The organism is Frankia sp. CcI156, from assembly GCF_001983015.1.
Lineage (GTDB): Bacteria > Actinomycetota > Actinomycetes > Frankiales > Frankiaceae > Frankia > Frankia casuarinae.
In genome coordinates, this window is record NZ_MOMD01000013.1 from 88905 (window position 1) to 111902 (window position 22998).

The window sequence follows — 22998 nt, forward strand, 5'->3', positions numbered from 1 at the left end:
GCCCTGTCGGCTGCGGCCCGCAGGAGGGCGACGCGGCTGGCGTCGGCGCCCTTCTTCGACACACTTCACGGGCATCCCGTTCGGGCGCACCGGTCGCCAGGTCGGGCACAATCTCCCCAGAGGAGGTGACCATGCACCCATTGATCGAGGCCAGGCGGGCGGAGATCCAAGGACTCTGCCGTCGGCTCGGCATCCGCCGCCTCGACCTCTTCGGCTCCGCGACCAGCGACGCCTTCGACCTCGACAGCAGCGACGTCGACGTCCTCGTCGAGTTCGACGCAGACCGCGCCGGATTCGACTACTACGGCACCTACTTCGCCCTCAAAGAGGGACTCGAACGCCTGCTCGGACGCGCCGTCGACGTCGTCAGCGTCACCAGCATCCGCAACCCCTACTTCCGCGACCAGGTCATGCGCACCAGGCAGCCCCTGTATGCCGCCTGAGCCGCGCAAGTACCTCTGGGACGCCGCGAACGCCGCCGAACTCGCCCGAGGCTTCGCTCACGGCCAGACCTTCGCCGACTATCAGGCAAACGCGATGCTCCGCGCCGCTGTCGAGCGCGAATTCGAGATCATCGGAGAGGCGCTCAACCAACTCTCCAAGGCAGCCCCGAACCTCGCCGCCGCGATCCCCGAACTCCCCCGCATAGTCGCCTTCCGGAACATCCTCATCCACGGCTACGCCACCGTCGACGACGCCCTCGTCTGGCAGGTACTCCAGGAAAAACTCCCAGAACTCGAACAAGTGGTCCGCGGAATGCTCGCGGAAGACTGACCCACCGGCGGCCGAGGTCGGCCTACCGGCACGGTGGACTGGGCGCCACCACCGGACGCTCGTCTCCACGATAACCCGAAGGTCACGACGAATACGCTCCGTAAGAACACGAGCACCGTGGTTCGCAGCGACTTCTGGTCGCAGCACCGTGGCTAAGGTAGGGGTCGGGGCGATCATGGACGGGCGCCCCTCCGCCCCGTCTGCCCCCTTCGGCAGGCTTGCCGCCTCCAGCTCCCAGCGCGGTCCCGCGCGCCAACCTACATGGCAGCAACCGCGAAAAACGGCCCGCCTCCAAAAGGAGACGGGCCAACCCAACCCTCCGCGAGGGAGGATTAGGTGTTGCAGGTGCAGGGCTTCACCACCCAAACGCGCCGGGTGGCTGCGTCCAAACCTGCCAGATGGTGAATTGCGTCAATCAGCCTCGTGGCGTGGGCGACGTCTTCCACATGATTTACGGGTGAGAGCCACCCGTCCGGGTGAATAGTGTCCGCCGGCTCCCGATAGCGCAGATGAAGCGCCACGCCATCCGGGGCCGGCGCCGGCACCCACTCCACACGGGGCTMCGGGTAATTTCTCACGCTTTCCAAACCACCTCAAGGCGCTCCGGGTCGAATTTCGACCGGGGGCGGTCAGGCCGCCTCAAGACCACGGCCTCGATTACCGACGCAATCACGGCGCGCCGCTGCTCCACCTCCAGGGASGGCCAGGCTTCCGCCACGTTGGTGCTTCGCGGCCCCGAGTGCTCCCTCAGCCACGCCGTTTGCTCCTCGCGCAGCTTCGCAATTTGCTCCTCCTTCTCCTGTACCCGTGGGAAAACATATTTTCCGTCGAGTTCCCCGGCGTCGTAGGCGGCCATCAGCTCCACCGTCCGTGCCTCGGCCGCCTCAAGTTCCGCCGCCTTCGGCCAAGTTTCCTCCGCCGTCGCCACGGTCCGTTCTGCCAGGTAATCCAGCACCAGGTCAGTCACGAGCCCGTCAATCGTCCGCCCGGAGCCCATTACCCCAGGACAGCGGCCCGGCTGATTGGCCACACAGTGGTAGTAGTGATTGTTYTCCTGCTTGTACCATGCCCCGCGAAGCCGGCGGCCGCACACACCGCAGCGGATGACACCAGCGAGTAGGTATTTCCGCCGCGCCGCCCGCTCCCCGGTCCGCCGCCGCTTCGGTTTCACCACCTCGCAGACCTTAAGCCAGGTGTCATTGTCCACCAATGGCTCATGCTGGCCCTTAATCGGTCTGCCGGACGGGTCCAGGGCCATTTTGCCCCGGTGAACCTGCCAGCCGGCCAGACGCGGATTGGTGACGAGGGCGATAAGGCTTGCCCTGCCCCACATGTTGCCGAGGCTCGTCCGCACGCCCGTCTTGTTCCAGTGCCGGATGATCCGGGTGGCGTTTACGCCGGCAATGAGATCGTCAACGGCTTTGCGAAGGTGTTCACTCTCCACGGGGTCAAGGGCAAGCCGGTCATCGGCCCAGCCAAAGGGACGCCGCCCGCCGACGGGGATTCCCATTTGCGCGCGGGCACGGTGCGAATCGCGGAGCCGGCGGGCCGTGGCCGCGCTTTGCGCGTTGTTTGCAACGACGATGTGCCGGGCCGCCTGCCGGCCGTTGTCCGTCAGCAGGTCCAGCGAGCCCCGGATGTCGAGGATCGGGCGGCCCCAGAATTCCACCGCCTCGATGCAGTCCTCCAGCTCGCGGGGGTCACGCACGAGCCGGTCTTGGTCGTATACCGCCAGTCCATCCAATCTGGTTGTTCCATCCTTAAATGTGCCGTCCTTCAAGTCCTGCAAGGCGCCCTGAAAGACTGGCCGGATTACCCGGTAGATGTAGCGGCCGCTTGGCAGCGTCACGCGGCGTTTCTTGTAGGCGGAGGTGTCGGGCTCGTCGTAGCAGCCAATGTAGGTGCCGCCCCGCCGCGTGACGAAGCTTTCAATCGCTTCCTCCTGGACCCGGCGGTTGTTAATTTCCCCGCCGGAGCGGGGGCTGTCTTTGTAGCGTTCCARGTCCGCCTCAAAAGACAGGCGGACCAGGCCGGCGATGTTCAGGCCCTCAAAATTGCCACGGTGGATCTCCTCAAGGTCTATCGTCCGATTGTCAAAGGGCATGATCCTTTTGTGCCTTATCWCGGGCAATCAATAAAGATGATTAGTCGTCGCCAAACCACGCTACAAGTTCCGCGACGGAGCTAAGCACCGCACTCGCCCCCTCAATTACCCTCGTGACCGCTTCCTCCTCGTACACCATGTACGCAATTTCGCGGGCGTCATCGAGTTCAACAAGGACGCGGTTACGGATACTCATAAGGCGCTGGGCAGCATCGCGGCGCGCGTCGTCGGCGGTCGCCTCCCGCTTTAGCTGGTTCTCCCATACCAGCAGGGTTTCCTCATCCATTCCGRCGGCCCTTCGCGTGGCGGATGATTGCGACGATGGCGGCCCACTTCTCGGCCGTAAGCGCGGGCGCGCGGCTGAGCTGTTGCCGTATCCATTCGGCGGCGGTCACCGTGGCAGCCTCCGCCCGATAGCCTCAATAACCGGCACGGAGACCGCGTTGCCCATTTGCTTGTACCGCTGCGTCTTTGCGGCCGTAACCGTCCAGCCGTCGGGAAATCCCTGGAGCCGTTCGTATTCCAGCTCCGTCAGGTGACGGACGTGCCAGTCGCCCGCCTCATCCCTATAGGCGATGCCCTGGTCCGGCTTCGTGGTTAGGGTGTAGGCCGGTCCCATGAAGCGGAACCGTGGCCCCTTGGATTGCCACGTCATATCCGCGTTGCCGATCACATACAGCGGCCGCTCCACTCCTGAATCAGGGTGAGCAGTAGTACCTCCTTCTCCGTCAAGAGGAAATACCGCTGGCCGGGGAAGGTCTCGGCGATGGGCCACAATGAAGATGCGCTCACGGCGCTGGGGCACGCCGAAATGCGAGCTGTCCAGCACTTGCCATTGGCAGTCATACCCAGCGGCATCCAAACGGTGGAGGATGGCCCAGAACGTCCACCCGCTATCATGCGAGAGAAGCCCGCGGACATTTTCAAGGAGAAGGTACGGCGTCCGGTGGTGGCGGGCCAGCCGCAGGATTTCAAAGAACAGGGTGCCTCGCAGGTCCGCGAACCCGCCCCGCTTTCCGGCGAAGCTGAAGGGTTGGCAGGGGAAGCCGGCGCAGATGAGGTCATGCGCGGGGACTTCTCCGGCTCCGATGTCCCGGAGGTTGCGGCGGTCAATCTGCCCTCCAAAGTTATGGTCGTACACGTCGGCGGCTTGGGGGTTCCATTCGTTCGCCCAGATGACTTCATGCCCGGCTCGTTCGAGGCCGAGCCGGAAGCCACCGACCCCGGCGAACAGCTCAACAACTCGCATGAACCCAAGTCCATCCCGAAAACCGCCGGCTAATTGGGGGAGCTTTGGTAGCCTGGGAGCGAATTGGTATTCCAGTTTTCGGCACGCCGAAAAGCCCGCCGACTTTCAGCCGGCAGGCTCGACGGTATTTGTCTTTAGGGGTTTTGCAGGGCCTCCCTCTTGGCCTTCTGGCCCCAGCGGACGCCGTAGCCGAAGCGTTCCCCTACCTCCCTGCCGGTCGGGGTGCGACCGGCCGTGCGCTCCGAGGCCACCCACGCGCGCGCCAGCGCACGGGGGTCGGTCGCCTCGTTCGCGTCCTGTTCGCCCCCGTCACCATCGGCCGCAGGTGAAGCCCGCCCCGGTTCCCTCGCGTCGTCCTGGCGGAGCGCCGCAAACCGGACGCGGTAGCGGGGCGCAGCCTCGGCCAGCAAAATCAGCAGCACCGGCGGGACGGAGTGCCCGACGATTGCGCCCGCGTCGAGGCTCACCGCGGCGTCCCACACGTTGAGCGCCCAGGTACCCGCGCCGCAAAACCAGCGCAGCGCGAACGCCCACCCGCCCGGCGACGAACCGGACCGCGACAGCTCCGCGTCGGCCGACAGGCAGGCCCACAGCGCCACGTCCACCATTGGGGCCAGCAGCCACGCCATCGGGTCCGTGGTGCCGTGCGTCCGGGCGAACTGGTGGACGTTGCCAGCCGAGTACAACATCACCATTGCGGCCACGCCCCACAGGGCGAGGTCCAGCCGGCGGCCGTGGTCGCTCACGTTTTACCTGAACCTCCAGGTCCGCAACACGCCATCGGCCCCCAACTCCAGGTGCGTATCCACGCGCGGGAGGTGGGCGTAGGCATCGAGCGGCCCCGACGGGTACGAGGCAAACACCGCGCCGCAGCGGTAGCAGGCGAAGCAGTCCACCGCTCCCATCCACTGACGGCCCAGATATAGGAACGGCCCGAACGGGGGCACGTCCACCACCCCGTCCCGCTCCKGCGGCGGGTAGCGATCTTCCTCGACACCGTAGACGGTTACGATAACGAGGTCTTCACCTTCCACACGGAATTGGCGCAAGTCCCCTTCTTCACAGTCGCGGATCACTTTAGCCGTACTCCTCGACGTGATACCGGGCGGTTTCAGCGCGGGTGCAGCTCCAGCCACAGGCATTACAACCGTATTCATCTACAGGGCCGTTCACCCACTCCCTGGACTGGGGGAGCCACGTAAACGGCCACGGCCCGTGCATCCCGTAATAGCCGTGAACCCTCCCATCGGGACCGGCCAGCCCAGGATCGGGCGGCGGCATCCTCTCCTCTTCTGTCCAAGGGAGGAGCCGCCAGTCCACGGTGTAGGTGACCAACTCATCCCCGATCTGGCGGATAAACCGCAGGTCTTCCCTCTTGCATACCATTGGCTTCCAACCCCTCAGCAGTTCCACTCACTCCAGGCCGCCTGAAGCAGTATCGGGCGCCTACTCGATGTAATCCCTGCGGTTGCCGTAGGCATCAAAGTAGAAATAGACGTCCGGAGGGTGTTTCGGACTTGGGAGCAAGGCTGGATAACCCTTCTCTCCAGGGTCAATCGCGTGGAGTATCTCGCGGTAGAGCGCCTTCGCCTTGTCCAAGTTTGCATTCACTCCCTCGTGGAGGCGTGCGCTGTCCCCTGGCTTTGCCTGTGAGCCGTTGGCGCAGGCTTCCAGGTATGCGGCTAGGGCCTCAAAGCGCACCTCGGCATTTACCATGTACGGGGTAAGTGATAATGCGGCATCGGCTAGCCGGTGGAGCAAGTCGTACCGCTCGTCCTGTAGCAGCAGGTCCGCGATGGTAAGCATGGAGTCGGCAATCGTGACCTGGGCGGGCAAGGCAAGCGTGAAGCGGGCGGCTTCGGCTTTCTGGTTCCACTKGAGGAATGACCGCAGTTCATCGGAGGCCGTCATCAGACCCCGCGCCCGGCGCTTTGGCAGCCGAGCGGGATAGTCCCRCTTTTCGTAGCCGAGGATTCCTAAGATTTCGCGGTACCACCTCCGRGCCTCTCTGATTTCGTCCCCAGCGATGTCACGAGATCGCTTCAGCTCGTCCGGCGAGCTGCCCTCACGCAGTACAGCAGCTAGGTCGTAGAGATAGTCGCTGAAGCCTATGAAGCCGACAGTAGAGTGGAAGCCGTATGGTATCAGCGCGACACAAATATCATCGGCTCCCGACAATGCCTTATCGGCCGCAGGGCTATATGTTTTAGTCGCGTGCTCGGCAACCGCAAACAGCACCCCTCCGATGGCAAGCTGGGCCGGTAGCCCGATGGTAAAGTGGGCCACCTCTGCCTTTTTGATGATTTCTATAAGCTCTTCGTATGCCATAGTCGGCTCTGGTTAAATAAGTGCGGGTTCGGGCGAGCAGTTTTTGGACATGCTCAGGTCGTCGTKCGTGGCGGCGTTAGCCCGAGTACCTACCCCGGTCTTCGTAGCCGCCGTGACGGGGGTCGGACGGGTGAGAGTGGTCGTGGCCCTTCACACCATCGTCGTCCTTGCCGTAGAACTCCTTGGAGGAGACATGGCCGTCAGCAATGAGGGTTTCGCCCTCAGCGCTGGTGCCGTCACGCCCGAAGGAGACGGTCACCTCATTGCCGGCAGCGTCGGACCCGTGAACCGGAGCATCGAAGGCGGTGTCGCCGCCGTAGGTCAGCTCCGAAGATCCGCTGCCACTGAGGTGCTGAGGATTGCCGTCCGAATCTGCGGACCAGACAATTTCCTCCGGACGCCTTGGGCGTCCTCTGCCCCTGCTCATAGAGCAATTTCCTTCCCTGCGCGTTCAGCCGCGCCGGTTGGGGATGGGTGGATGCAAGATTCGTGCATGTGCTATCCGGCGCTGGGCCGAAGCAGCCTGCATTACAAACACGTCTTGCAAGTCCGTGCTTGTTCTCGCGGGGTCAATTATGCGCATATTCTCCAAAAGATCAAGCAAAAGGAGTTTGTACGCAGCTCGCCTATTGAAGGATGATGCCCTTCCGGGAGAACCGGATGAAGTCGGCAAAGCTCACCCCGGGAGGRCAGGGGTAATCCTCGCGGCCGTGGCCGAAGTTCGGCATGCACATCGGGCACACGGCCCAGCGGTCACTAATCATGCCGCCGCTTTCATCGCTGCTGCTGTAGTCGGCATTGCAGTAGTCACAAATCACGTCGTTGCCGGGGTCCACTTCAATTACGAAGTCATAGCCGTCTGTGCCTGACCTCATCCAAAGCTCCATCCTGGCCGCCACGCTCGCGGCGCCGGGTCCGGGTCGTTAAAGTCGTCATCCTCCGGCGGCTCCAGGTGCATATCCACCTCGTCCCACCAGGTAAAGGTTTGGAGGCAGTTTTCGCAGCCGTACACATCCAGTGGACCCTCCCACCGCTTCTGCCGGTATTCAAAAGCGCCCGCGAATACGCCGCGCTGCGGTCCCCACAGGTCCCCGTCCGCGGGGTCGAACCATTGCAACTCCGTCGCCRCCAAGCCATCCACCACCGACCAAATGCCGAGGACATCGCCCGCGCGGGTTTGAGGTCGGCGGATGTCGGCCGCGCGGCACCCCCTCATTTATCRCCCCGGAGCACCGCCATAGCCTCATCCAGCAGTTCCACCCGGAAAAGCTCGTGATACTGAGCCGGGACGTCCGCAATCTGGGTTTGGATGTAGCGTGCGCGGCCGGCGTCAGGGACCAGGAACAACACCGGCGGGAAGGTGCCGGGCCAATCGGCCGCAATGACGGTGTAGCGGCGGATCTTCTCGCGGATTTCTGTGTACTCACTGTCTAGGTCCACTTCCACATGCCAGGTGAGCCGGAAAATGCCCGTGGGTGTCAGGCGCCGCACCAGGGTGCGGGCGTCGGGTTCCAATACCGTCCCGCCGCCACGGATGCGCGACGCCGGGGTACGGGTGAACTCGAAGCCGGCAATACGCCCCGCCCGCTGCTCCTCCACCAGCCGGACATATAGCTCAGCCACCGCGACGGTATGATCGTCAGCTTTGGCCGCCCGCCCCTTGGCGAGTTGGTAATAGGTGCCGTTGGTGGTGAGCTGGCCGAACCGGACGGGCGGCGCGATGGTACGGATTACCCTGCGCTCCTCCAGCCGCTGGAGCRCCCGCCGGCACCGGACCTCCTGCCCGTTCTGGCTCCCCTGGTAGCTGGGGTGGCCGCTGCGGTCCTGGCCGAAGACGACGCGGCGCACCTGCACCGACGACACGTGCCGGAACTGTCGAACAAAATCAACAATCAACGGGTCATACACCGATCTCACCCCACCTCCTCCATGTCCGCCCCACCACACACCCCGCCTGAGCTGGGAAAACACCTAACCAAGCGTTGCGGCGCCCCAACCCTGGCCGCAACGCTTGCCGCAACGCTTCTCATGGCTCCGGCTCCCACTGCGCCACCCTCGGCGCCTCCCGCCGCCGGCCGCCCGTCCGGGCCAGGTGCTCCCGCTTCAGCTCCGCAATCCGCCGGCCGTACCGCTCGTGCGACGCCCGCCGTATCTCCTCCTCCATGCCGGTCGGCTCCGGCGGGGCCAGGGTGTCAATGGTGACGGGAGCCGTCGCGTGTCCGTCCGACACCAGCCGGGCGATGGCCTGCCACCGGCCGAGCGTCAGGGGGTCCGTGTCCTTGAGCCGCCGGTCGCCGAGCTCCCGCACCATCTCCCGCGCGTCCATCGCCGAGCTGGGGAAGATGATTTTATTTTTGGCGTTCGGCATCACCGAGGTACGGATGCCGGGGTCAAGCTGGTTCATGTATTGGTGCATGAGGAACAGGACGCCGCCGTACTTGCGGATTTCGGCCAGCTGCACATCAAAATCCACTGCGCCCATGAAGTTGTGGAACTCGTCAACCCCGATCAGGAAGGGGGTGCGGTCGGACTTTGACCGGGCGTAGAGGGCGGCCGCCAGCCGGGTAAACAGGAGCGCGCCGAAGAAGTTCGACACCTCGGAGCCGGTCTTGCCCTTGCGGGTGGAGACGAGGAGGATTTGCCGCCGGGCGATGATGTCCTCCATCCGGTGGGCGCCCGCTCGCAGGGAGAAGGCATAGCGCAGGGTATCCCATGCCTCCAGCGCCCCAAGCCGCCGCAACAGCGGCTCCGCATGGACGATTTGGTCCGCCGGCTTCAGCCGGTCGAAGTCATGCCAAAACTGATACAGCTTTTCATCGCGCGGCAGATTGTCTATGAGGATCTTCCGCAGCTCCTTGCCCTCCTGATTGGCTCCCAGGAGCCGGGGGATTTCAAACAGGCTCATGTTGTGGGCGGCTACGGTGTGGATGGCGTCACGGGCGATGTGGACACCGCGCGCCAGGCTGGAAATGCGAAAGAGGTTATCCAGGACGGACATAATGCTGGAGGTGTCCACCATTGGGTTACCGGTGAACAGGTCAAATGGCACCGTCCACTCAGCGTCGAGGGGGTCCAGCAAAATCACGTCCCCCGCGCGCTCCGGCGGCATGGCCTTTAGGATGTCGTCGTTGAGGTCGCCGTGAGGGTCCACAATGAACCCGCCTCGGCCGCGGCGGAACCATTGCACGGCCACGCTGGCGAGCAAGGTGCTTTTGCCAAGGCCCGTCCCACCGATGACGTGGAAATGGTGCGTAGCGTCCTTCTCCCCGAAGCCGACGGCGCGGCGGTTATTCGGCGTGGTGCTGGTGCCGAGCATGATAGGGCCGCGGGCGAGTTCCATTGACGGGTCCAGGTGCTGCGTCCTGGCCTTGGGCAGGTTGGGAATACTGAGGTTGCCCGAGGGCACCGCGCTAAATACCGACAGCTCATCCACGCTGAGCTGTACCAAATGCGCCAAGGCGCCCGTCTGTGACGCCATCCGGCGGATGGTGCCGGCCGAGGACAGCGGCAGCCGCTTCCAGTGGTTCCCGTCGCGGCTGGTGCCGGCAAAGGCGCTGAACACCTGATTGATGCGGCCACGCGCGCCCCGCCCGCGCGCCGCAATGCGGACGCTGGCCGTAAAGTAGGCGCCGGTGAGCTTGTCTTTGGCGCCTTCCTGGTCGTCCTTCTTCTTGGGCTTCCAGCCCTCGGCCTTCGTCGGCGGCCTGGTGTGGGCCACCATGAGCTGTAGCGCCACCTCCTCCCCGGGGGCGTGGCTGACGAAGGCACCCAGCAGCGAGGACACCACGCCGTCATGGTCCGCGAAATGGAAGGGCAGCCATAGGCTGGTGGTCAGAAGCGACGTGCCACGGGTCCACCGCTTTGTGGCAATGGGCGGCTGTGGCACCTCCTCCACGTAGGCGCCTTTAATCTCGGTGGGTAGCAGGCGCTCCCCAAGCCAGCTCAGGTGAGCAGGCGTGGTCAGGTAGTGRCTGATCTTGCCGGCCTCGCCCAGCACCTCCAATACCACCCGCTGGAGGGGTGAGAATGGCGCGGGCTTAGGGAGCGCCCCGGACATGGCTTGGAAGAACTTCACCTTGTCCTGGTGCTTCACGTCGTCCGGGTACACGACGCGGAAGGTTTTGCGGCCCTGCTCGTGCCGCCGCATGAGGCGGCGTTTATGAAGCACAAGCAGCCCTGTACCGGCTGCCAGGACTGCACATAACCCGGCGATGACAGCGGTGAGGGGTTGCATTCCTGTTTACCTTATCAGCCCAGGAAGCGCGAGAAAAGAAGTGCAAAAACTGTCAGGACAACAATGACAATCAGGGCCGTAGGCAGGATGGGGGCAATGCTCCACCACACCACCCGGAGGGCGACGGCGAAGACGACGAAGCCCACGAGCATCCCGCGCGTGTGYCGCATGAACCTCACCGCGTTTCCTCCGTCACCGTGCGCGGCGCTTCCCCGCTGCCGTCTGCGTCGTTACCGTCTGGCTCCCCCGGCGGGAGGCTCCCCACGGCGCCGAAACACCAGGCCGCCAGGCACACCGCCCCGAGCAGGACGGCCACCAAAAACATGAGGCCAATGAAGGCGAGGATCGTTTGCATCAGTTCCCCGGCCCCTGGAGCTTGCGCACGAAGCGGCCAAAGCGCTCGTCCAGCTTCTCCCACTCGTCGAGCTGGTCCCAGGGGTCCCTGACGTGACGGCCGATGACGCGGGATGCCTGCGGGTCCACGAACACCCGCTTGAACACCCGCGCCCACAGGGGCAGGTCGTTGTTGCTGTTCATTATGTTCCCTTCCGGTAGGCTGTGGCATCAGTCCACCACGGGTAGCCGTCAGGGATTGGGGAGGGATTGGGGAAATGGTGCKCCAAAAACTTGAGGATCGTAAGACGCTCGCCGATCAGATACGCGGCCTGTTCGAGGTGCAATTGACGCACGCGCGGGCAGGCAAAGTAGCCAAACTTGTTGAGCTGGCCAATGCCCAGGAGAAGTCTCCGGCTGGACAGGGAGCGAGTGCCTTCAGGCACCTCGAACAGGAACTCGCAACCATACGCGGTCAATATTCCTTTCCGGCCCTCAACCATACCGCTACAGGCGAGCAGGTAGCAGACGCCATAGGAGAGCTGTTTGGCTTCGGTAACAGAAGGCGGCCAATGGATGCGGAGTCGCGCAACACGCGAGCCTGGCGAGCCCTTGGCCTCAGCCATTGCACTTACGACAAGTTCAAACGCCAGGCTACGAGACCGCTGGCCCAGATACTGAGTGAACACCTGCTTGAGGGTGAAGATGAGCACAACGAGCCCACCACTGAGCCGTTTCGAACCCTCTCTCATGAGGTCACGGCTCTGATTGACAACGGATGGCACTCCGGCATCACCGTATCRCTAAGGATCAGGTCGCAGGTGAGCTGGCTATTCGAGATTGCGCCGCAGCTGCCCCGAGACCGTAATGTGGACGTGACGGTTCGCGCTCGCTCCGGATGCAGACTCAAAGGAGTGCAGCCCTCATCCGGCGGCAACGAAGGTATCCTCCTCCAGCTCGATCCGCCCGTCGCTTTAAACGATGAACATCTATTGACGTTCTCCTGCGACTGGCCGAGGGAGGACACGCCAGCCGGCACCATCTCCCTAGGGTCGTTCGATTATCCCCATCGTATTGTGTGYCGTCTACAGTTCGCCGGGAAGCAACCGCTCGCTATCGGGAGACTGAACGCAGATCCGGGAACGAATGCCTTCTTTAAGGAGGTCAGCCGGAGCCCATATGGCTGGTACGAGGCCGTTTGGCCCAAGACTGAACCAGGCCAGGACCATATGGTTAGTTGGAACCTGGAGGGTACGCTCCTGACACCGGAGTATCACCTCGGAGGCAATGGGGGCACTTTCGGCCTCGATATACCTCCGGAGCCACCGCTCTCCGGGATTGACACCGCCTTGACGCTTAGCCGTAGGCGCTCACCGAGGCGCCAATAGCCGGTGCAGGCAGATTCAGCGCCTCGCCRATGATCTATTGACATGTTGTGCATATTGATTAATAATAACTAATCCAGGTCAGACCTGTGCCCAATAGCCGGGTGAAGGTCTGGCCTGGCGATACGCGCCGGGCCTCGTCAATCGGAGGTCCGCATGATTCACACACCTGGTTTGGATCGACTGACCGAAAAGGCGCGGGAGGCCTATCTCGCCGCCCTAACCCAGCCGCTTTCTGTCGTACTGTCCGGACAGAGTCCGGTCACTCCCTATGACCACACTCCCTGGAACGAAATGCTACGGGACAGTTTTCTCCACCTGATCGCCCGGAAGAGGTCGGAGAAGGAGGGGTACCCMAGCGATGTTCTGGCTGCGGCTGCCCGCACGTGGCTCAGCGACGCCGCTCAGTACCTGCACCGTAGCGATCCTGCCGCCCTCCTGATCCTGGTTCGGGGTCTCCAGATGTACGGGACTTCTCCTATCAATGCTTCCGTACCAGAGGTGGCGGCCGCTCCGGAGATGGTACGTACCTGCCTCGCCTGGATGATCCAGGAAACCGAAAACGACACTTTCTACGGCGTAGCCCATGACGTCATCAAGCCGTGCGGCGACGCCGAGATCACCCCGGTGCTTCTGGAGCTGTACCACTTCGACGAACAGGCACGCATGTCGGAGAACCAGGGTGAGGTTCCGGATTTCAACGAGTTCGACGAGCTGCCCCACGACAGCGGGAGTTCCACTCCTCGGGAGTACTTGGCGGACTTGATGGCCACSGTGGTCGCCGCCCGTCTCATCAAGCGGTACGGCGGGGAGCTGCTACGCGCCTGGGCGGAAATCACCTACCCGCAGTAGCCCTGCCCCCGACAACCGACGATCCGACCCAGGCTGGGCCGTCAGCACATCGCGTGCTGGCGGCCCTTCGCCGCCATGCCTAATTTATGCCTAGAAGAGTTTCCGACTTATCCGGTCGGGCCTCATACATTTTCCCCAGTAAAGGTACGCGATAGCTAAGCGTCCGGCACCGACCCTCGCAGCGACGCGCGTAGAGACGATTTAAGGCCCGCCCTCGGCCAGAAGGCAATTTGGGACGGCTCGAAGGCTCCGCGGCCGTCAGAGGGCCTGTACGGAGGCTTAGGACCGTGCCGTCGGCACGGACCCGCCAGAAGAGATGGGCAAAGGGACCAGGTGCGTGCCGACGGCACGGCGGCCAGCCGCTATTGCGTCAATATCCGTTTCAGTTCTGGCGCGATATGGTCACCCATAAAGGCGATCCCGGCATCGGTCCAATGTACCCMGTCGGTGCCGACGTATATGTCGCCGTTACTCGTCCCTGTGGTCGATCCGACCTTGCCCGAACCATACATCCAGGGGCGTCCCGTTCCCTGCCACATCGAGAGYGTGCCATCCACCAAGCTAGACACTGCCGAGAAGATCGAGGTTTCTCCGGCATTATATGAGGTTCCGTTGAAGCCATTTCCCAGCGGGCCCATAGCAATGATGAAGGCGTTTGGCCACTGCGAGCGGGCCGCAGTAAAGGTGTTGGTCGCGGCAGTATAGGTGGTGGAGTTCATCGTATCGTTGTGCCCGTAGGCCATAACTACGATTTCTGGTGTGGGCATTGCGGAACCAGGGGTGGTTGTGGTCGGAGCCGAAGCGCTTGGCGCAAGGTACTGGACTTGTGGGAGTGAACTGTTGTCGAAACTCGATGGCGCATTTTTAGCCACATAGCCGGTGCMACCAATACCCAGGTTCCAAACATTATCCCAGCCGAATAGGCTGCYAATATATTCAGGAATCTGCGCGATGCTGGAAGTGGACATGCCGGAGCCACCAAACAAGGAATCGYCCATGAAGAAGGCTGTCGGACCTCGCTGTTCGGCAGGCCAGATGCTATAGATTGCGCTGGTCAAGAAAATGCCGCCAAGGTCAGCCCCGGTCAGGTCAACACGATACCGGCGCGGTTTGGCGCCACMGGYGGCGGAGAAGTCTACAAGTATTGATTCGAAGGTCCCAGTTGTGGGCTTTGTGACGGGCGTCAGGCTCCCGAGGGCCATATCATCGACCCATACGCGGTAAGAGGTTCCACCGCGGTTGATGTAGACTATTTCGACCTTATCTGAGTCCGAGTAAAACTGTATCGTGTACGGCTTTGAGTTCGTCCCGTTAACATCCTGTTGAATACAGATAGCTTTATAAGTAATAGTACCAGGATAGGAGCCGACGTGAATGAGGTTGCAGCCGTCGAATACCGATATAGAGCCGGTGGCTACCACGTCACGGTAGGCGATGATTGACCCGGCGGTAATCTGACTGTTGCCGCCCGATTGGAATGTTACTGTTGGAGCGGTTGCAGCGGGGTACACCTGGCGCTGCACGAAGCGTGCCGGCAGCGTGTCACGCCCACGCCAAGCTCTGCGGCCCTTACCGGCCAAGGGCAGATATGCCCCAGTAAGTCCCCCATYGGCGGCAATCTGCGCTCCCGTAACGGCACCAGTTTGTCCGACAACTGAAGTCACAGGCGCAGCACTCCACTTGATCCCTGCAACCTGGCTACTGTCGGCCGTCAACACCTGGCCGTCGCTTCCCACTCCCAACCGGCTAATTGTGCTGGCAGCCGTGGCGGCGTAGAGGTCACCTTTGGTGGTGAGGGTAGCTTTGTCGGCTTTGGCGTTGAGAGCCGCCTGCTGGGCCGTACTGACGGGCTTATTGGCGTCGCTCGTGTTGTCGACGTTCCCTAGGCCCACATCACCCTTCACGAGGGCGAGGTCCGTTTTTAGCTGTGCCGGGGTGCGATTCGTCCAGGCTCCACCCTTTCGCTGGAGGACGTCATCGTTCGATGGGGTGAGACCGGCAATCGCGGTGAGGTCAGCAGAGGATGGCTGCTTGCCGGCCAGGCCGGGAACGGTGGGAGTGGCCGCGGTGCCGCCCAGATCCCCGGACAGTTTGACGAGGCCCTTGGTGGTCGTGGTGGCGTCAGGCGCTCCGCTGGAGACGGCGGCATCCACGTACGACTTGTTAGCGGCGTCGGTGGCGCCGGAGGGTGACGGGACTACTGGCGACGCCGTAAACGTCTTAGATCCGCCGATAGTTTCCGTGCCCGTGGTGTGAACCACGGTGGTGTCATCGGCTTTGGAGGCCAGAGCCGAAGCGTCCGCCTTCCCGGCTATCGCCGACGGCTTAATGGTGCCGTCGGGGTCGTGGGCTACTCCCAGAAAGTCATTGAGGACTTGACCCCAGGTGCCGTCGTCTTGACCGGGAACGGGAAGGCGGGTCATTGGGACTCGCTCTTGCCCAGGAGGTCATCTTTCGCGGCGGCGGTCTCCTTGAAGCTGCCGCGCACCTCTTTAACGCTCTGGCCAATACCCCGAGCGAGTTCCGGAAGCTTCTTACCGCCCACCAACACCAAGATTATGACGAGGACAACCGCCAGCTCTTCCACTTTGCCAATGCCAAACACTGCGTTACCACACTAGTTATGGTTATATACTAGCGATCGTGGGGGTTGCTGTAAAGGCAAGGTGCCCCGGTTGATGACATCGCCTATCTAAGAATGGGGGTGCCGCGCCAGATACTCGTCAATCGCATCCTGGACCAGCCGGTAATCCGGCGCGAGCGCTCCCCTCAGCCGAGCCTGAATCGTCCGCCGCTTAATGGCCTCCACCTGGTCCGGCCGGAGATACGTGGCATAGCGCCGCAGCTTGCCTGCGTCGCCCCGTGTTTCCATGTTTCCAAATACCGGACGCGCCACAGGCGCGTCCGCCTCAAATAGGGAGGGCGTTACGGGGTCGGTCATCGGGCTATCCCCTTCCCGCAGGGCTGGAGCCGCGACCGCTGGCCAGTCCTGCCCCGGTCCAGCTCCTCAATACGGCGCTGCCAGYGGAGGCAGTCCGCGTCAGTCATAGCCTGGGCGGATGCCTCCGTGAGCTTAAGACGGCGAGCAATGAAGGCGCGCGCCCCGCGAGCAAATAATGTGTTCGGACTTGGCATTGAAGTATCCCCGTTATGTTTACAATCTTACATGTTTGTTTGTTTTCATGCAAGATTGTTTACAAACAAACATTCAAGCTTGCAATATTACATGMTTGCAAGCAATCAAGCTTGCTTTTATGATTACGTCATGATGAGTATTACCCGTGGCGCGTAAGATAGCTGTTGCCATCCAGAAGGGCGGCGTAGGCAAGACCACAACCTCAAAGAACCTCGCTGCGTCCCTGGGGCAGCAGGGGAACCGGGTTCTCCTTGTTGACCTCGATCAGCAGGCGAACGCCACCAGAGGGGTAGGGTTTGACCCGTCCAACGCAGGCGCCACGTTAAATGATCTATTTGAGGACCCGACACGGGACGCCAACGRCTCCATTTACGAGACACCCTATGGCTTCCACCTTCTGCCCGCACACCCCAATCTCGCCAAGACCGAGACCGGCATGGCCTACAAGCGCGCGTCCGAGCCCGACGGGGCCGACCCGCGGTGGCATCTAAAGGGCCTCCTCGGGCCGCTGGAGGACGCATACGACTTTATAATCCTCGATACGCCCCCGTCGCTGGGCTACTTGACTATTAACGCCCTGGCCGCCGCTGACGAACTCCTGATACCGGCCGCCGCATCCGCATACACGGAGGATGGACTGGCGAAAATCCTTGAGGCATATGAGAAGGCGCGGAGTAGCTACAATCCGAACCTGCATCTCTTTGGCATTCTGATAACACGCCTCAAACAGACCAACGCCTCCCTCGGCGTCCTGAAGGATTTGCAGGACGTCTATGTTGACCGGCTGCTGCCGCAGGCAATTGTTGAGGCCACGGCGGTAGACGAAGCTGAACAGATGTCTCAGCCTGTCGTCGTCTGGCGCCCTGATAGCCCGGCCGCCGTAGGGTACCACCGTTTAGCGGAGATGCTCGCAAATGGCCGGTAGCTTCAAGGATCAGAAAGGCCGGATGCAGGTGCAGCCTCTCCGCCCCTTGATTACGCCAATTCCCCAGGTCGATCCATCAGGGGACGAGATGCCGGCCACGACCGAGAGCCAACAAAAGGCCCCCGCCGGGTCCCCGCCTCAATCGCAACCCGAATCCGCGCCGCCTGCGGCGCCGCTCAAAGCCCAGGCACCTCAGCCAGGTACTACATCCGGTGACCCTCGCGGGATGTCAGTGCCGAGCGGGGAGGTCCCCACGCACATTTTCACCGTGCGAATATTTCCGCACCGGCACCGACAGCTTGAATTTGAGAAGACTTTCACGGGCTCGACGATCCAAGACATAGCCGATGCTGCGCTCGACGAATATTTTCGGAAGCGGTACGGCCCAGATCAGTAGGACGAATACACGCTCACTTTTTGACCTTGAATGTTGTCATCATAACCACTATGATGGCTTCAACTAGGTGTGCTTTCAGCGTGGTAGCGATTGGCTCCCTAGTTACAACAACTCAGGCGCCTTGGTCTTCTGGCTAAATGGCTTTATGTCATTGACCCGCCATAAGCGGCGTGCTATTATTTGTGCATACCACCTGAATAGCACGTCCGGAAGGTCCCTCGACGAGTTGAGCGGGCCTTTTCCATTTCATTGGATAGGCCCTCCGGCGGCCTTCACCAAGCCTAACCGCACGCGCGAACGTTGTATAAGGCGTCCGGTTACTGCCATCAGAAGATCACGCAAGGGACACAATGCGGTGCGGCAAAAGTAACGCCTATACCGATTGGAGACCCAGACGAGCCCGTACCGGCCAAATCATAGTGAGTAGAGAGCGGTAAAGCCGGACCTGGGCGCAATGACCTACTCACAGGAGCGAAGCCCTCCACCTCCTCCTTAGAAGCGTGATTAGAAGATCCCCTGTATTTGCTGCTGCGATGCGCGCGGCCCACCCTKGGCGCATTGGGCCTCCTGTCCCCAAACTTCCTTCAGGAGGGCAAAGGGTTTCGGCCCACAGGCGACGCTTACGCCCACCACCGGACAACACCTGATGGAAAGTGACGACCTGGGGACAAGCAGGTTGCCCCCAGGTCTTGGAAAGCCCGCCGTTGGCGGCCTTCCCACACTTCCCACAGGCACGAGCGAGGTTAGCTAAAGCTATTAGGGAAGACAACGCATCATTAGATGCTGTCTTTTGCTTCCCCGATCACATACCGAGGCCGGGCGCCGAAACGCGGACAGGGAAGGCCACAACCCTGGAAGACGGTTGACATAGTGGTGTCGTTTCAATATCATTTTAGTGTAATGAGCGACACAACTACCCTCYACATTCCAATTGACCGCACTGTTCGCGAAGGGCTCGAAGCCAGAGCGAAGCGTCTTGGTTTTGACTCGCTCCAGGCGTATTTCCGTGTGTGGGCCAAGGCCGAAGCAGAGGGCCGCGTCCTGAGTTTCGGTGACGAGTGGGGGGAGCCCTCGCCGGCGGCAGCCGCACGGCTCCATCGTCTGGCCGCCGAAGCTCTGGCGCAGAACGACGCCGGAGAGCTGCCGGGCTTCACCAGCGCCCAGGACTTTCTAACCTATCTCGACCGTGCAGAAGGCGATTAAGTCCCACCGCCAATTTGAGAAGAACTTTAGACGGCGTATTGCACCTGATGCCAGGCTACGGGCTCAGTTCGAGGTCCGGGTCAAACTGTTTGCCGACGGCGCGCGGGGCGCCCCTTTAGACGACCACGCCCTGACAGGCACGCTGGCCGGCTACCGCGCCTTTTCCATCACGGGTGATGTGCGGGTGATTTACCTAGAGACTGAGGCAGCGTTTATCTTCCTCGACGTCGGCACCCACAATCAGGTGTACGGCGGATAGTGCCGACTACGACGCTGCCGGGATTGGATTCGCAGGGGTACCGCCAAACATCCGATGCACGCCCTCCACGCCACCCACCACATCCACGGAAGGCGTAGAGGGCCAGCGGAAGGTTCCCGTCACCGGCCAAATCTGCTCCATCACCTTAACCTCCGGCGAGGACACCTCCACCACGGCCGGAAAGTCGTGGCTGAATACCCCGACCACCAACGCTCCCAGGCCGAAGGTCACCCGGTAAAGCGTCCGTCCCTGCTCGGCCAGGTCAAGAATCTGGTCGCCCACCTCCGCGGAGTCCGCTTGGAAATTCCTAATGGGCTCCTTCCACGCAATAACCAGCTGCTGCCCCTGGGATTGCACCGGCACGGACCGGCCCCCGATCCACACCATGTGCCGTCGGCTGGGTTCCCGCGCCTCCCTGGCCGCGTACAGCTCCCCATACTCGGCGTCGGGCACGACCCGTGCGCGGGGGTGGAGGTGGTCGAGGACCAGCGCCGTTTTTACCGCCCAGAACGCCAACAGCTTTTGGTCACGCGGACGCAGCCGCACCGGCCGCCCAAATAGCATTTCCTTCAGGAACGGCTGCGCCTTCTCTTCCAACCTCGACATCCAGCCACTATTGCAGTCGCCGCAGGCAATCCTGACCTCGTGCGTAAACGGCCGTGCCGGGAAGGAGCGGACCTGTCCGTCGGCCKCCACTAGCTCCACCGTGCCGTCATCGTTCGGGAAGTAGGTATTCCCGATCCAGTCGGCAAAGACATGCTCGCCCGTGATCTTCTTGTCGGTGGCTCCGCAGAACACGCAGGGGGTTGTCATGGTGGGTGTGCGCCAGTCCTCTCGGTGGGTCCAACGGACCCAGATGGGATCATGGTACGCCACCCGTCCGGCGAGCCCCGGCCTGGCCTGCCTGCCCTAGAACAGCGAGGCTTGCCGCTCCGCTACCGGCGGCACCGTGGGCGCAACCACGCCACCCACCGGCAGCCGGTCATTGATCCCCCACTTCGGTGGGAAGAACAGCGGCAGGGCTTCCGCCTTCGGCGCGAACTTGGCCTTAATCCGGGTCCGGCCGCTCGCCAGCTCCGGCGCGGCCTCCCGACAATACTTATCCGTCTCGCAAAAGATATTCTGGCAGTCGATGGCGTGCAGCGGCCGACCCCACAGGCCGTCAAAGGGCATCCCCAGCCGCGCCAGTTCCTCGGCCTGGTGCTCCACCATCCACCCGATGGCCTCGGTCGGGGTGTAGTCGCCCAGGCTGGCGAACACCTTTTTTATGCCCCGCAGCGCCCCCGGTCCCGCTTGGGTGAAGTCGTTTTCGGAGAAGTTGGTCAGGTCCGAATAGTTGAGATCCACCGCGCACTGGTAGCTCATAAAGTCGCCCATCAGCGGGAAGCCGTGGAGGAGGTCATACACCGCCCGCAGGGTCGGGGCCTCCTGGATGCGCTCGCCCAGGGCCTCCTTCAAAAACATGTGGCGGAACAGCTCCACATGGTTTAGGTGCTTCAAGGACTGGCCGTAGGCGTCGGTGGCGCACAGGATGAAGGCGCCGGTATAGAGGCCGCCATTGTCCCGCTTGGCTTGGTCGAGGGCCGCAGTAAAAGAGCCGTCGCCCAGATCGTCCAGCGTCGGATACCGGCCGAGGAACCCGCGCACACTCCGCCACGTCTCCATCTTCGAGAAAGTGCGGAAGRCCACGATCTGAAACGCCCGGTCTTCCGGTGTGCAAGCTTCGGYGTGGTAGCACACGTCCCGGATCATGTACTGGCTCACGCGGTCGGCCGCCCGGAAGACGTTGCAAAATTTATAGGTTTGCAGGATCGGGTCATCCGTCCACGGCCCCGGCTCCCTGGCGACGCGGCGCTCAAAAGCGCGCTGGCGCTCGGAGGCAAAATGCCAGTACAGTTCGTATATGCCCTCGCGGGGGACCAGTGGCCGCTTCGTCACGCCAGTATTTTCTCATACCGCAGGGTGCGGGCGTCCAGGTCCCCGATGAGGTAGCCGCCGCCGTTCTCGCCCAGCAGGTGCATGGCCCGGAAGCCCTGGCAGATGGCGGAGCGCCACAGCCACGCGGGCAGCGGTTCCACCTCCAAATCCACGGCCGCCGCCTTCGCCACCTCGATCACCTCCCCGTCCACGCTCGTCTCCTGCAAAAACCCGGTGCGCCGCTTGGCGAGCCGCGACAGCACCGCGGCCAACCCCTCCTCCGCGAAGATGGCCCGCGCGCCGTCCTCGAACTCGTCCGTCTCCGGGTTGGATTTGCGCTTGACCCGCATCAGCGCCCGCAGGGTCGGCGACCAGTTCAGCACGGCCATAAATCCCATGTGGATGGCGTCGTGATAGCGGTAGGTGTCCACGGTGCGGGAGTTGTCCGTCAGGTTGTTCCCCAGCTCCCCGCCTACCCGGTACCCCACCTCTTTGCCTCCGGCCGTCCAGGTGGCCGCGTCCGCGAAGGCGTCGGGCTCCGCCTCCACCAAGAGCCGCGTCGCCACGGTCCGGCCGGAGGGCAACGGCCGCTCCGCGAACGCCACCACCACCCGCCGGGGGAAGCGCTCCGTCGGCGGGTACGCGGCGTCAAAGACCRGCAGGCCCTCCACCGGGTGGGGTACCTCCCTGGCCGGGTAGCGGTCCCTGGTGCGCCGGAGGTTGTGGCCGGCGATGTCGTCCAGGTCGAGGCCGCACGCCGTCGCCACGGCCGCGACGTACCACAGCAGGTCGCCCAGCTCCTCCCGCAAAAACTCCCGGTTGGCGGCCAGGTCGATGCCGTCCCGCAGGTACTTCTTGTACACGCTGAGGATGGAGCCGGTCTCGCCCGCCAGCCCGAGCATGGGGGCAATGGGTCCTTGCGGACCGCCGAGCCGCAGTTGGCTGGTCTCGCTGGCGCTGCGCTGGAAGGTGGCAAAATCCACGGTGGCCTCCACGGGCCGATTTCAGGACCTACCTCCGCAGAATAACCGGGCGGCTACGGCACCTCCACCAATTAACCCCAACTTTCCCACCCGATTTTCGCCACGGCGCTCCCACTTTCACGTTTTAGGGCGCGCCAAAGTGGTGTCGCACAATGAACAAAAAGCGACACCAGGCTCAAAGGTATTGATTTTTGGTTAGGCGATGGCGTGACTTGGCAAAACTCGAGTTTTCGCCAGCCTCAATGACCAGGCCGTGAAACGGCGCGTTTGACAAACCACCGGGCGATGGTATTAATACATCCGGCGCGGTTATAAATGCGACGCCACCAAGCCCGCCCCGGGCACTCGAAGGGGCGGGCTCGGCGTGTGCGCGTGGTACAACGGCGGTACAGCAGCGTGGCTAGTCGCTCATACTGTCACCCTCCCATGCTCGTCACCCCCTTGGGTCGCGGGGGCGTTGTCCGGGTGTCCCGACTTCGTTGGCGGGCACCCGGCGATTTTGGCGTGTGCCGCGTCATCCGGCACTGTCGCGGAGTAGAGGCACCGCGTATGAGGTTCCAGGCTGGCGGAGAGGAAGATGGTTGCTCGCCTCCCCGCTGGCAATTTGCAAATGCCCGCCGGCCTGGGAGATTTCAAGGGCGATGGCTCGCCGGACACCCGATGCCTTCGACATGGCGTCCAGGTTCGGCACGATGACGTACACGCCCTCACCCTCATTTACGAGGGCCAGCACGGTGGCGAGCGCCGGGCGGCCGCTCACCTGRGCGATGGGGATATTACGATCCACATAGGTTTCTTCGAGGCTGAGACCTTCAGCGAGAGCGTGTAGCGTCACCATATTTTGGAGGCGGTCAATTTCGGCTTCATCCTCGCCTTCGACACTGATATAGCCGTACGCCTCCGGCTTCGTGCTCATCAC

Annotated in this window: 24 protein-coding genes and 1 pseudogene; 6 read left to right on the forward strand and 19 right to left on the reverse strand. The window is 62.6% G+C overall.

What is annotated here, in order from left to right:
- Positions 1 to 131: 131 nt before the first annotated feature.
- Together CcI156_RS06010 and CcI156_RS06015 are read left to right on the forward strand one after the other, a co-directional pair.
- Positions 132 to 443 carry a nucleotidyltransferase family protein gene (locus CcI156_RS06010; protein ID WP_023841135.1) on the forward strand — a complete coding sequence of 104 codons (312 nt, stop codon included), beginning with the start codon at positions 132 to 134 and terminating at the stop codon, positions 441 to 443.
- Positions 433 to 774 carry a DUF86 domain-containing protein gene (locus tag CcI156_RS06015; protein WP_023841136.1) on the forward strand — a complete coding sequence of 114 codons (342 nt, stop codon included), beginning with the start codon at positions 433 to 435 and terminating at the stop codon, positions 772 to 774. The genes CcI156_RS06010 and CcI156_RS06015 overlap by 11 nt, the downstream gene beginning before the upstream one ends.
- A gap of 574 nt (positions 775 to 1348) precedes the next feature.
- Here CcI156_RS06015 and CcI156_RS06020 read toward each other — a convergent pair.
- The 12 genes and pseudogenes from CcI156_RS06020 to CcI156_RS24550 form a co-directional block, all read right to left on the reverse strand.
- The gene (locus CcI156_RS06020; RefSeq protein ID WP_023841138.1) at positions 1349 to 2878 is read right to left on the reverse strand and encodes a recombinase family protein; all 1530 of its coding nucleotides are present in this window, start codon (positions 2876 to 2878) and stop codon (positions 1349 to 1351) included.
- A 40-nt stretch (positions 2879 to 2918) separates the two neighbouring features.
- Entirely contained in the window at positions 2919 to 3164 is a 246-nt protein-coding gene (locus CcI156_RS06025) for a hypothetical protein (protein ID WP_023841139.1), read from the reverse strand.
- Positions 3165 to 3269: 105 nt separating this feature from the next.
- Positions 3270 to 3569 (reverse strand): DNA cytosine methyltransferase, encoded by a 300-nt coding sequence (locus CcI156_RS26625; protein ID WP_236707304.1) that lies wholly within the window; start codon positions 3567 to 3569, stop codon positions 3270 to 3272.
- Positions 3570 to 3689: 120 nt separating this feature from the next.
- Positions 3690 to 4127, reverse strand: a pseudogene (gene dcm, locus CcI156_RS27600) (DNA (cytosine-5-)-methyltransferase); the annotation flags it as partial.
- Positions 4128 to 4261: 134 nt separating this feature from the next.
- Positions 4262 to 4873 (reverse strand): hypothetical protein, encoded by a 612-nt coding sequence (locus CcI156_RS06035; RefSeq protein ID WP_023841142.1) that lies wholly within the window; start codon positions 4871 to 4873, stop codon positions 4262 to 4264.
- Positions 4874 to 5573: 700 nt separating this feature from the next.
- A complete protein-coding gene (locus tag CcI156_RS06050; protein ID WP_139341421.1) occupies positions 5574 to 6455 on the reverse strand; it encodes a hypothetical protein in 882 nt (293 codons plus the stop codon).
- A 76-nt stretch (positions 6456 to 6531) separates the two neighbouring features.
- Positions 6532 to 6882 carry a hypothetical protein gene (locus tag CcI156_RS24545; protein WP_023841146.1) on the reverse strand — a complete coding sequence of 117 codons (351 nt, stop codon included), beginning with the start codon at positions 6880 to 6882 and terminating at the stop codon, positions 6532 to 6534.
- 199 nt (positions 6883 to 7081) lie between these two features.
- Positions 7082 to 7330, reverse strand: coding sequence for a hypothetical protein (locus CcI156_RS06060; protein WP_023841147.1), 249 nt, complete (start codon positions 7328 to 7330; stop codon positions 7082 to 7084).
- A 337-nt stretch (positions 7331 to 7667) separates the two neighbouring features.
- Positions 7668 to 8363 (reverse strand): replication-relaxation family protein, encoded by a 696-nt coding sequence (locus CcI156_RS06065; RefSeq protein ID WP_076804682.1) that lies wholly within the window; start codon positions 8361 to 8363, stop codon positions 7668 to 7670.
- Positions 8364 to 8481: 118 nt separating this feature from the next.
- A complete protein-coding gene (locus tag CcI156_RS06070) occupies positions 8482 to 10689 on the reverse strand; it encodes a type IV secretory system conjugative DNA transfer family protein (protein WP_023841150.1) in 2208 nt (735 codons plus the stop codon).
- 354 nt (positions 10690 to 11043) lie between these two features.
- Positions 11044 to 11226: a hypothetical protein gene (locus tag CcI156_RS06080; protein ID WP_023841153.1), complete on the reverse strand. Its 183-nt coding sequence runs from the start codon at positions 11224 to 11226 to the stop codon at positions 11044 to 11046.
- Positions 11226 to 11735 (reverse strand): hypothetical protein, encoded by a 510-nt coding sequence (locus CcI156_RS24550; protein ID WP_139341422.1) that lies wholly within the window; start codon positions 11733 to 11735, stop codon positions 11226 to 11228. The genes CcI156_RS06080 and CcI156_RS24550 overlap by 1 nt, the downstream gene beginning before the upstream one ends.
- Before the next feature lie 828 nt (positions 11736 to 12563).
- Between CcI156_RS24550 and CcI156_RS06085 the strand changes: the two genes are divergently transcribed.
- Complete coding sequence (locus CcI156_RS06085; RefSeq protein WP_023841155.1) at positions 12564 to 13259, forward strand: hypothetical protein; 696 nt, start codon at positions 12564 to 12566, stop codon at positions 13257 to 13259.
- Positions 13260 to 13621: 362 nt separating this feature from the next.
- On the opposite strand, the gene CcI156_RS24555 is transcribed toward CcI156_RS06085, so the two are convergent.
- From CcI156_RS24555 to CcI156_RS24560, 3 genes are all read right to left on the reverse strand, one after another.
- Positions 13622 to 15682: a hypothetical protein gene (locus CcI156_RS24555; protein WP_139341423.1), complete on the reverse strand. Its 2061-nt coding sequence runs from the start codon at positions 15680 to 15682 to the stop codon at positions 13622 to 13624.
- The gene (locus CcI156_RS06090) at positions 15679 to 15864 is read right to left on the reverse strand and encodes a twin-arginine translocase TatA/TatE family subunit (RefSeq protein WP_023841157.1); all 186 of its coding nucleotides are present in this window, start codon (positions 15862 to 15864) and stop codon (positions 15679 to 15681) included. The genes CcI156_RS24555 and CcI156_RS06090 overlap by 4 nt, the downstream gene beginning before the upstream one ends.
- A gap of 87 nt (positions 15865 to 15951) precedes the next feature.
- Positions 15952 to 16200: a hypothetical protein gene (locus CcI156_RS24560; protein ID WP_023841158.1), complete on the reverse strand. Its 249-nt coding sequence runs from the start codon at positions 16198 to 16200 to the stop codon at positions 15952 to 15954.
- A gap of 340 nt (positions 16201 to 16540) precedes the next feature.
- Here CcI156_RS24560 and CcI156_RS06095 point away from each other — a divergent pair, with 340 nt between their 5' ends.
- The 3 genes from CcI156_RS06095 to CcI156_RS06105 all read left to right on the forward strand — a co-directional run bounded on the left by CcI156_RS06095 (position 16541) and on the right by CcI156_RS06105 (position 19179).
- The gene (locus tag CcI156_RS06095) at positions 16541 to 17320 is read left to right on the forward strand and encodes a ParA family protein (protein WP_076804683.1); all 780 of its coding nucleotides are present in this window, start codon (positions 16541 to 16543) and stop codon (positions 17318 to 17320) included.
- 1297 nt (positions 17321 to 18617) lie between these two features.
- Positions 18618 to 18920, forward strand: a complete 303-nt coding sequence (locus CcI156_RS24565) for a hypothetical protein (RefSeq protein ID WP_139341424.1) — start codon at positions 18618 to 18620, stop codon at positions 18918 to 18920.
- The gene (locus tag CcI156_RS06105; RefSeq protein WP_023841161.1) at positions 18904 to 19179 is read left to right on the forward strand and encodes a type II toxin-antitoxin system mRNA interferase toxin, RelE/StbE family; all 276 of its coding nucleotides are present in this window, start codon (positions 18904 to 18906) and stop codon (positions 19177 to 19179) included. Before CcI156_RS24565 ends, CcI156_RS06105 begins: the two co-directional genes overlap by 17 nt.
- Positions 19180 to 19185: 6 nt before the next feature.
- On the opposite strand, the gene CcI156_RS06110 is transcribed toward CcI156_RS06105, so the two are convergent.
- The 4 genes from CcI156_RS06110 to CcI156_RS24570 form a co-directional block, all read right to left on the reverse strand.
- Positions 19186 to 19977, reverse strand: a complete 792-nt coding sequence (locus CcI156_RS06110; RefSeq protein WP_076804684.1) for a hypothetical protein — start codon at positions 19975 to 19977, stop codon at positions 19186 to 19188.
- 111 nt (positions 19978 to 20088) lie between these two features.
- A complete protein-coding gene (locus CcI156_RS06115) occupies positions 20089 to 21117 on the reverse strand; it encodes a nucleotide kinase domain-containing protein (protein ID WP_076804685.1) in 1029 nt (342 codons plus the stop codon).
- On the reverse strand, positions 21114 to 22079 hold the full coding sequence (locus CcI156_RS06120; protein WP_139341425.1) for a nucleoside triphosphate pyrophosphohydrolase family protein: 966 nt from the start codon (positions 22077 to 22079) through the stop codon (positions 21114 to 21116). The genes CcI156_RS06115 and CcI156_RS06120 overlap by 4 nt, the downstream gene beginning before the upstream one ends.
- 514 nt (positions 22080 to 22593) lie before the next feature.
- On the reverse strand, positions 22594 to 22995 hold the full coding sequence (locus CcI156_RS24570) for a recombinase family protein (protein WP_023841165.1): 402 nt from the start codon (positions 22993 to 22995) through the stop codon (positions 22594 to 22596).
- Between the last annotated feature and the right edge of the window lie 3 nt (positions 22996 to 22998).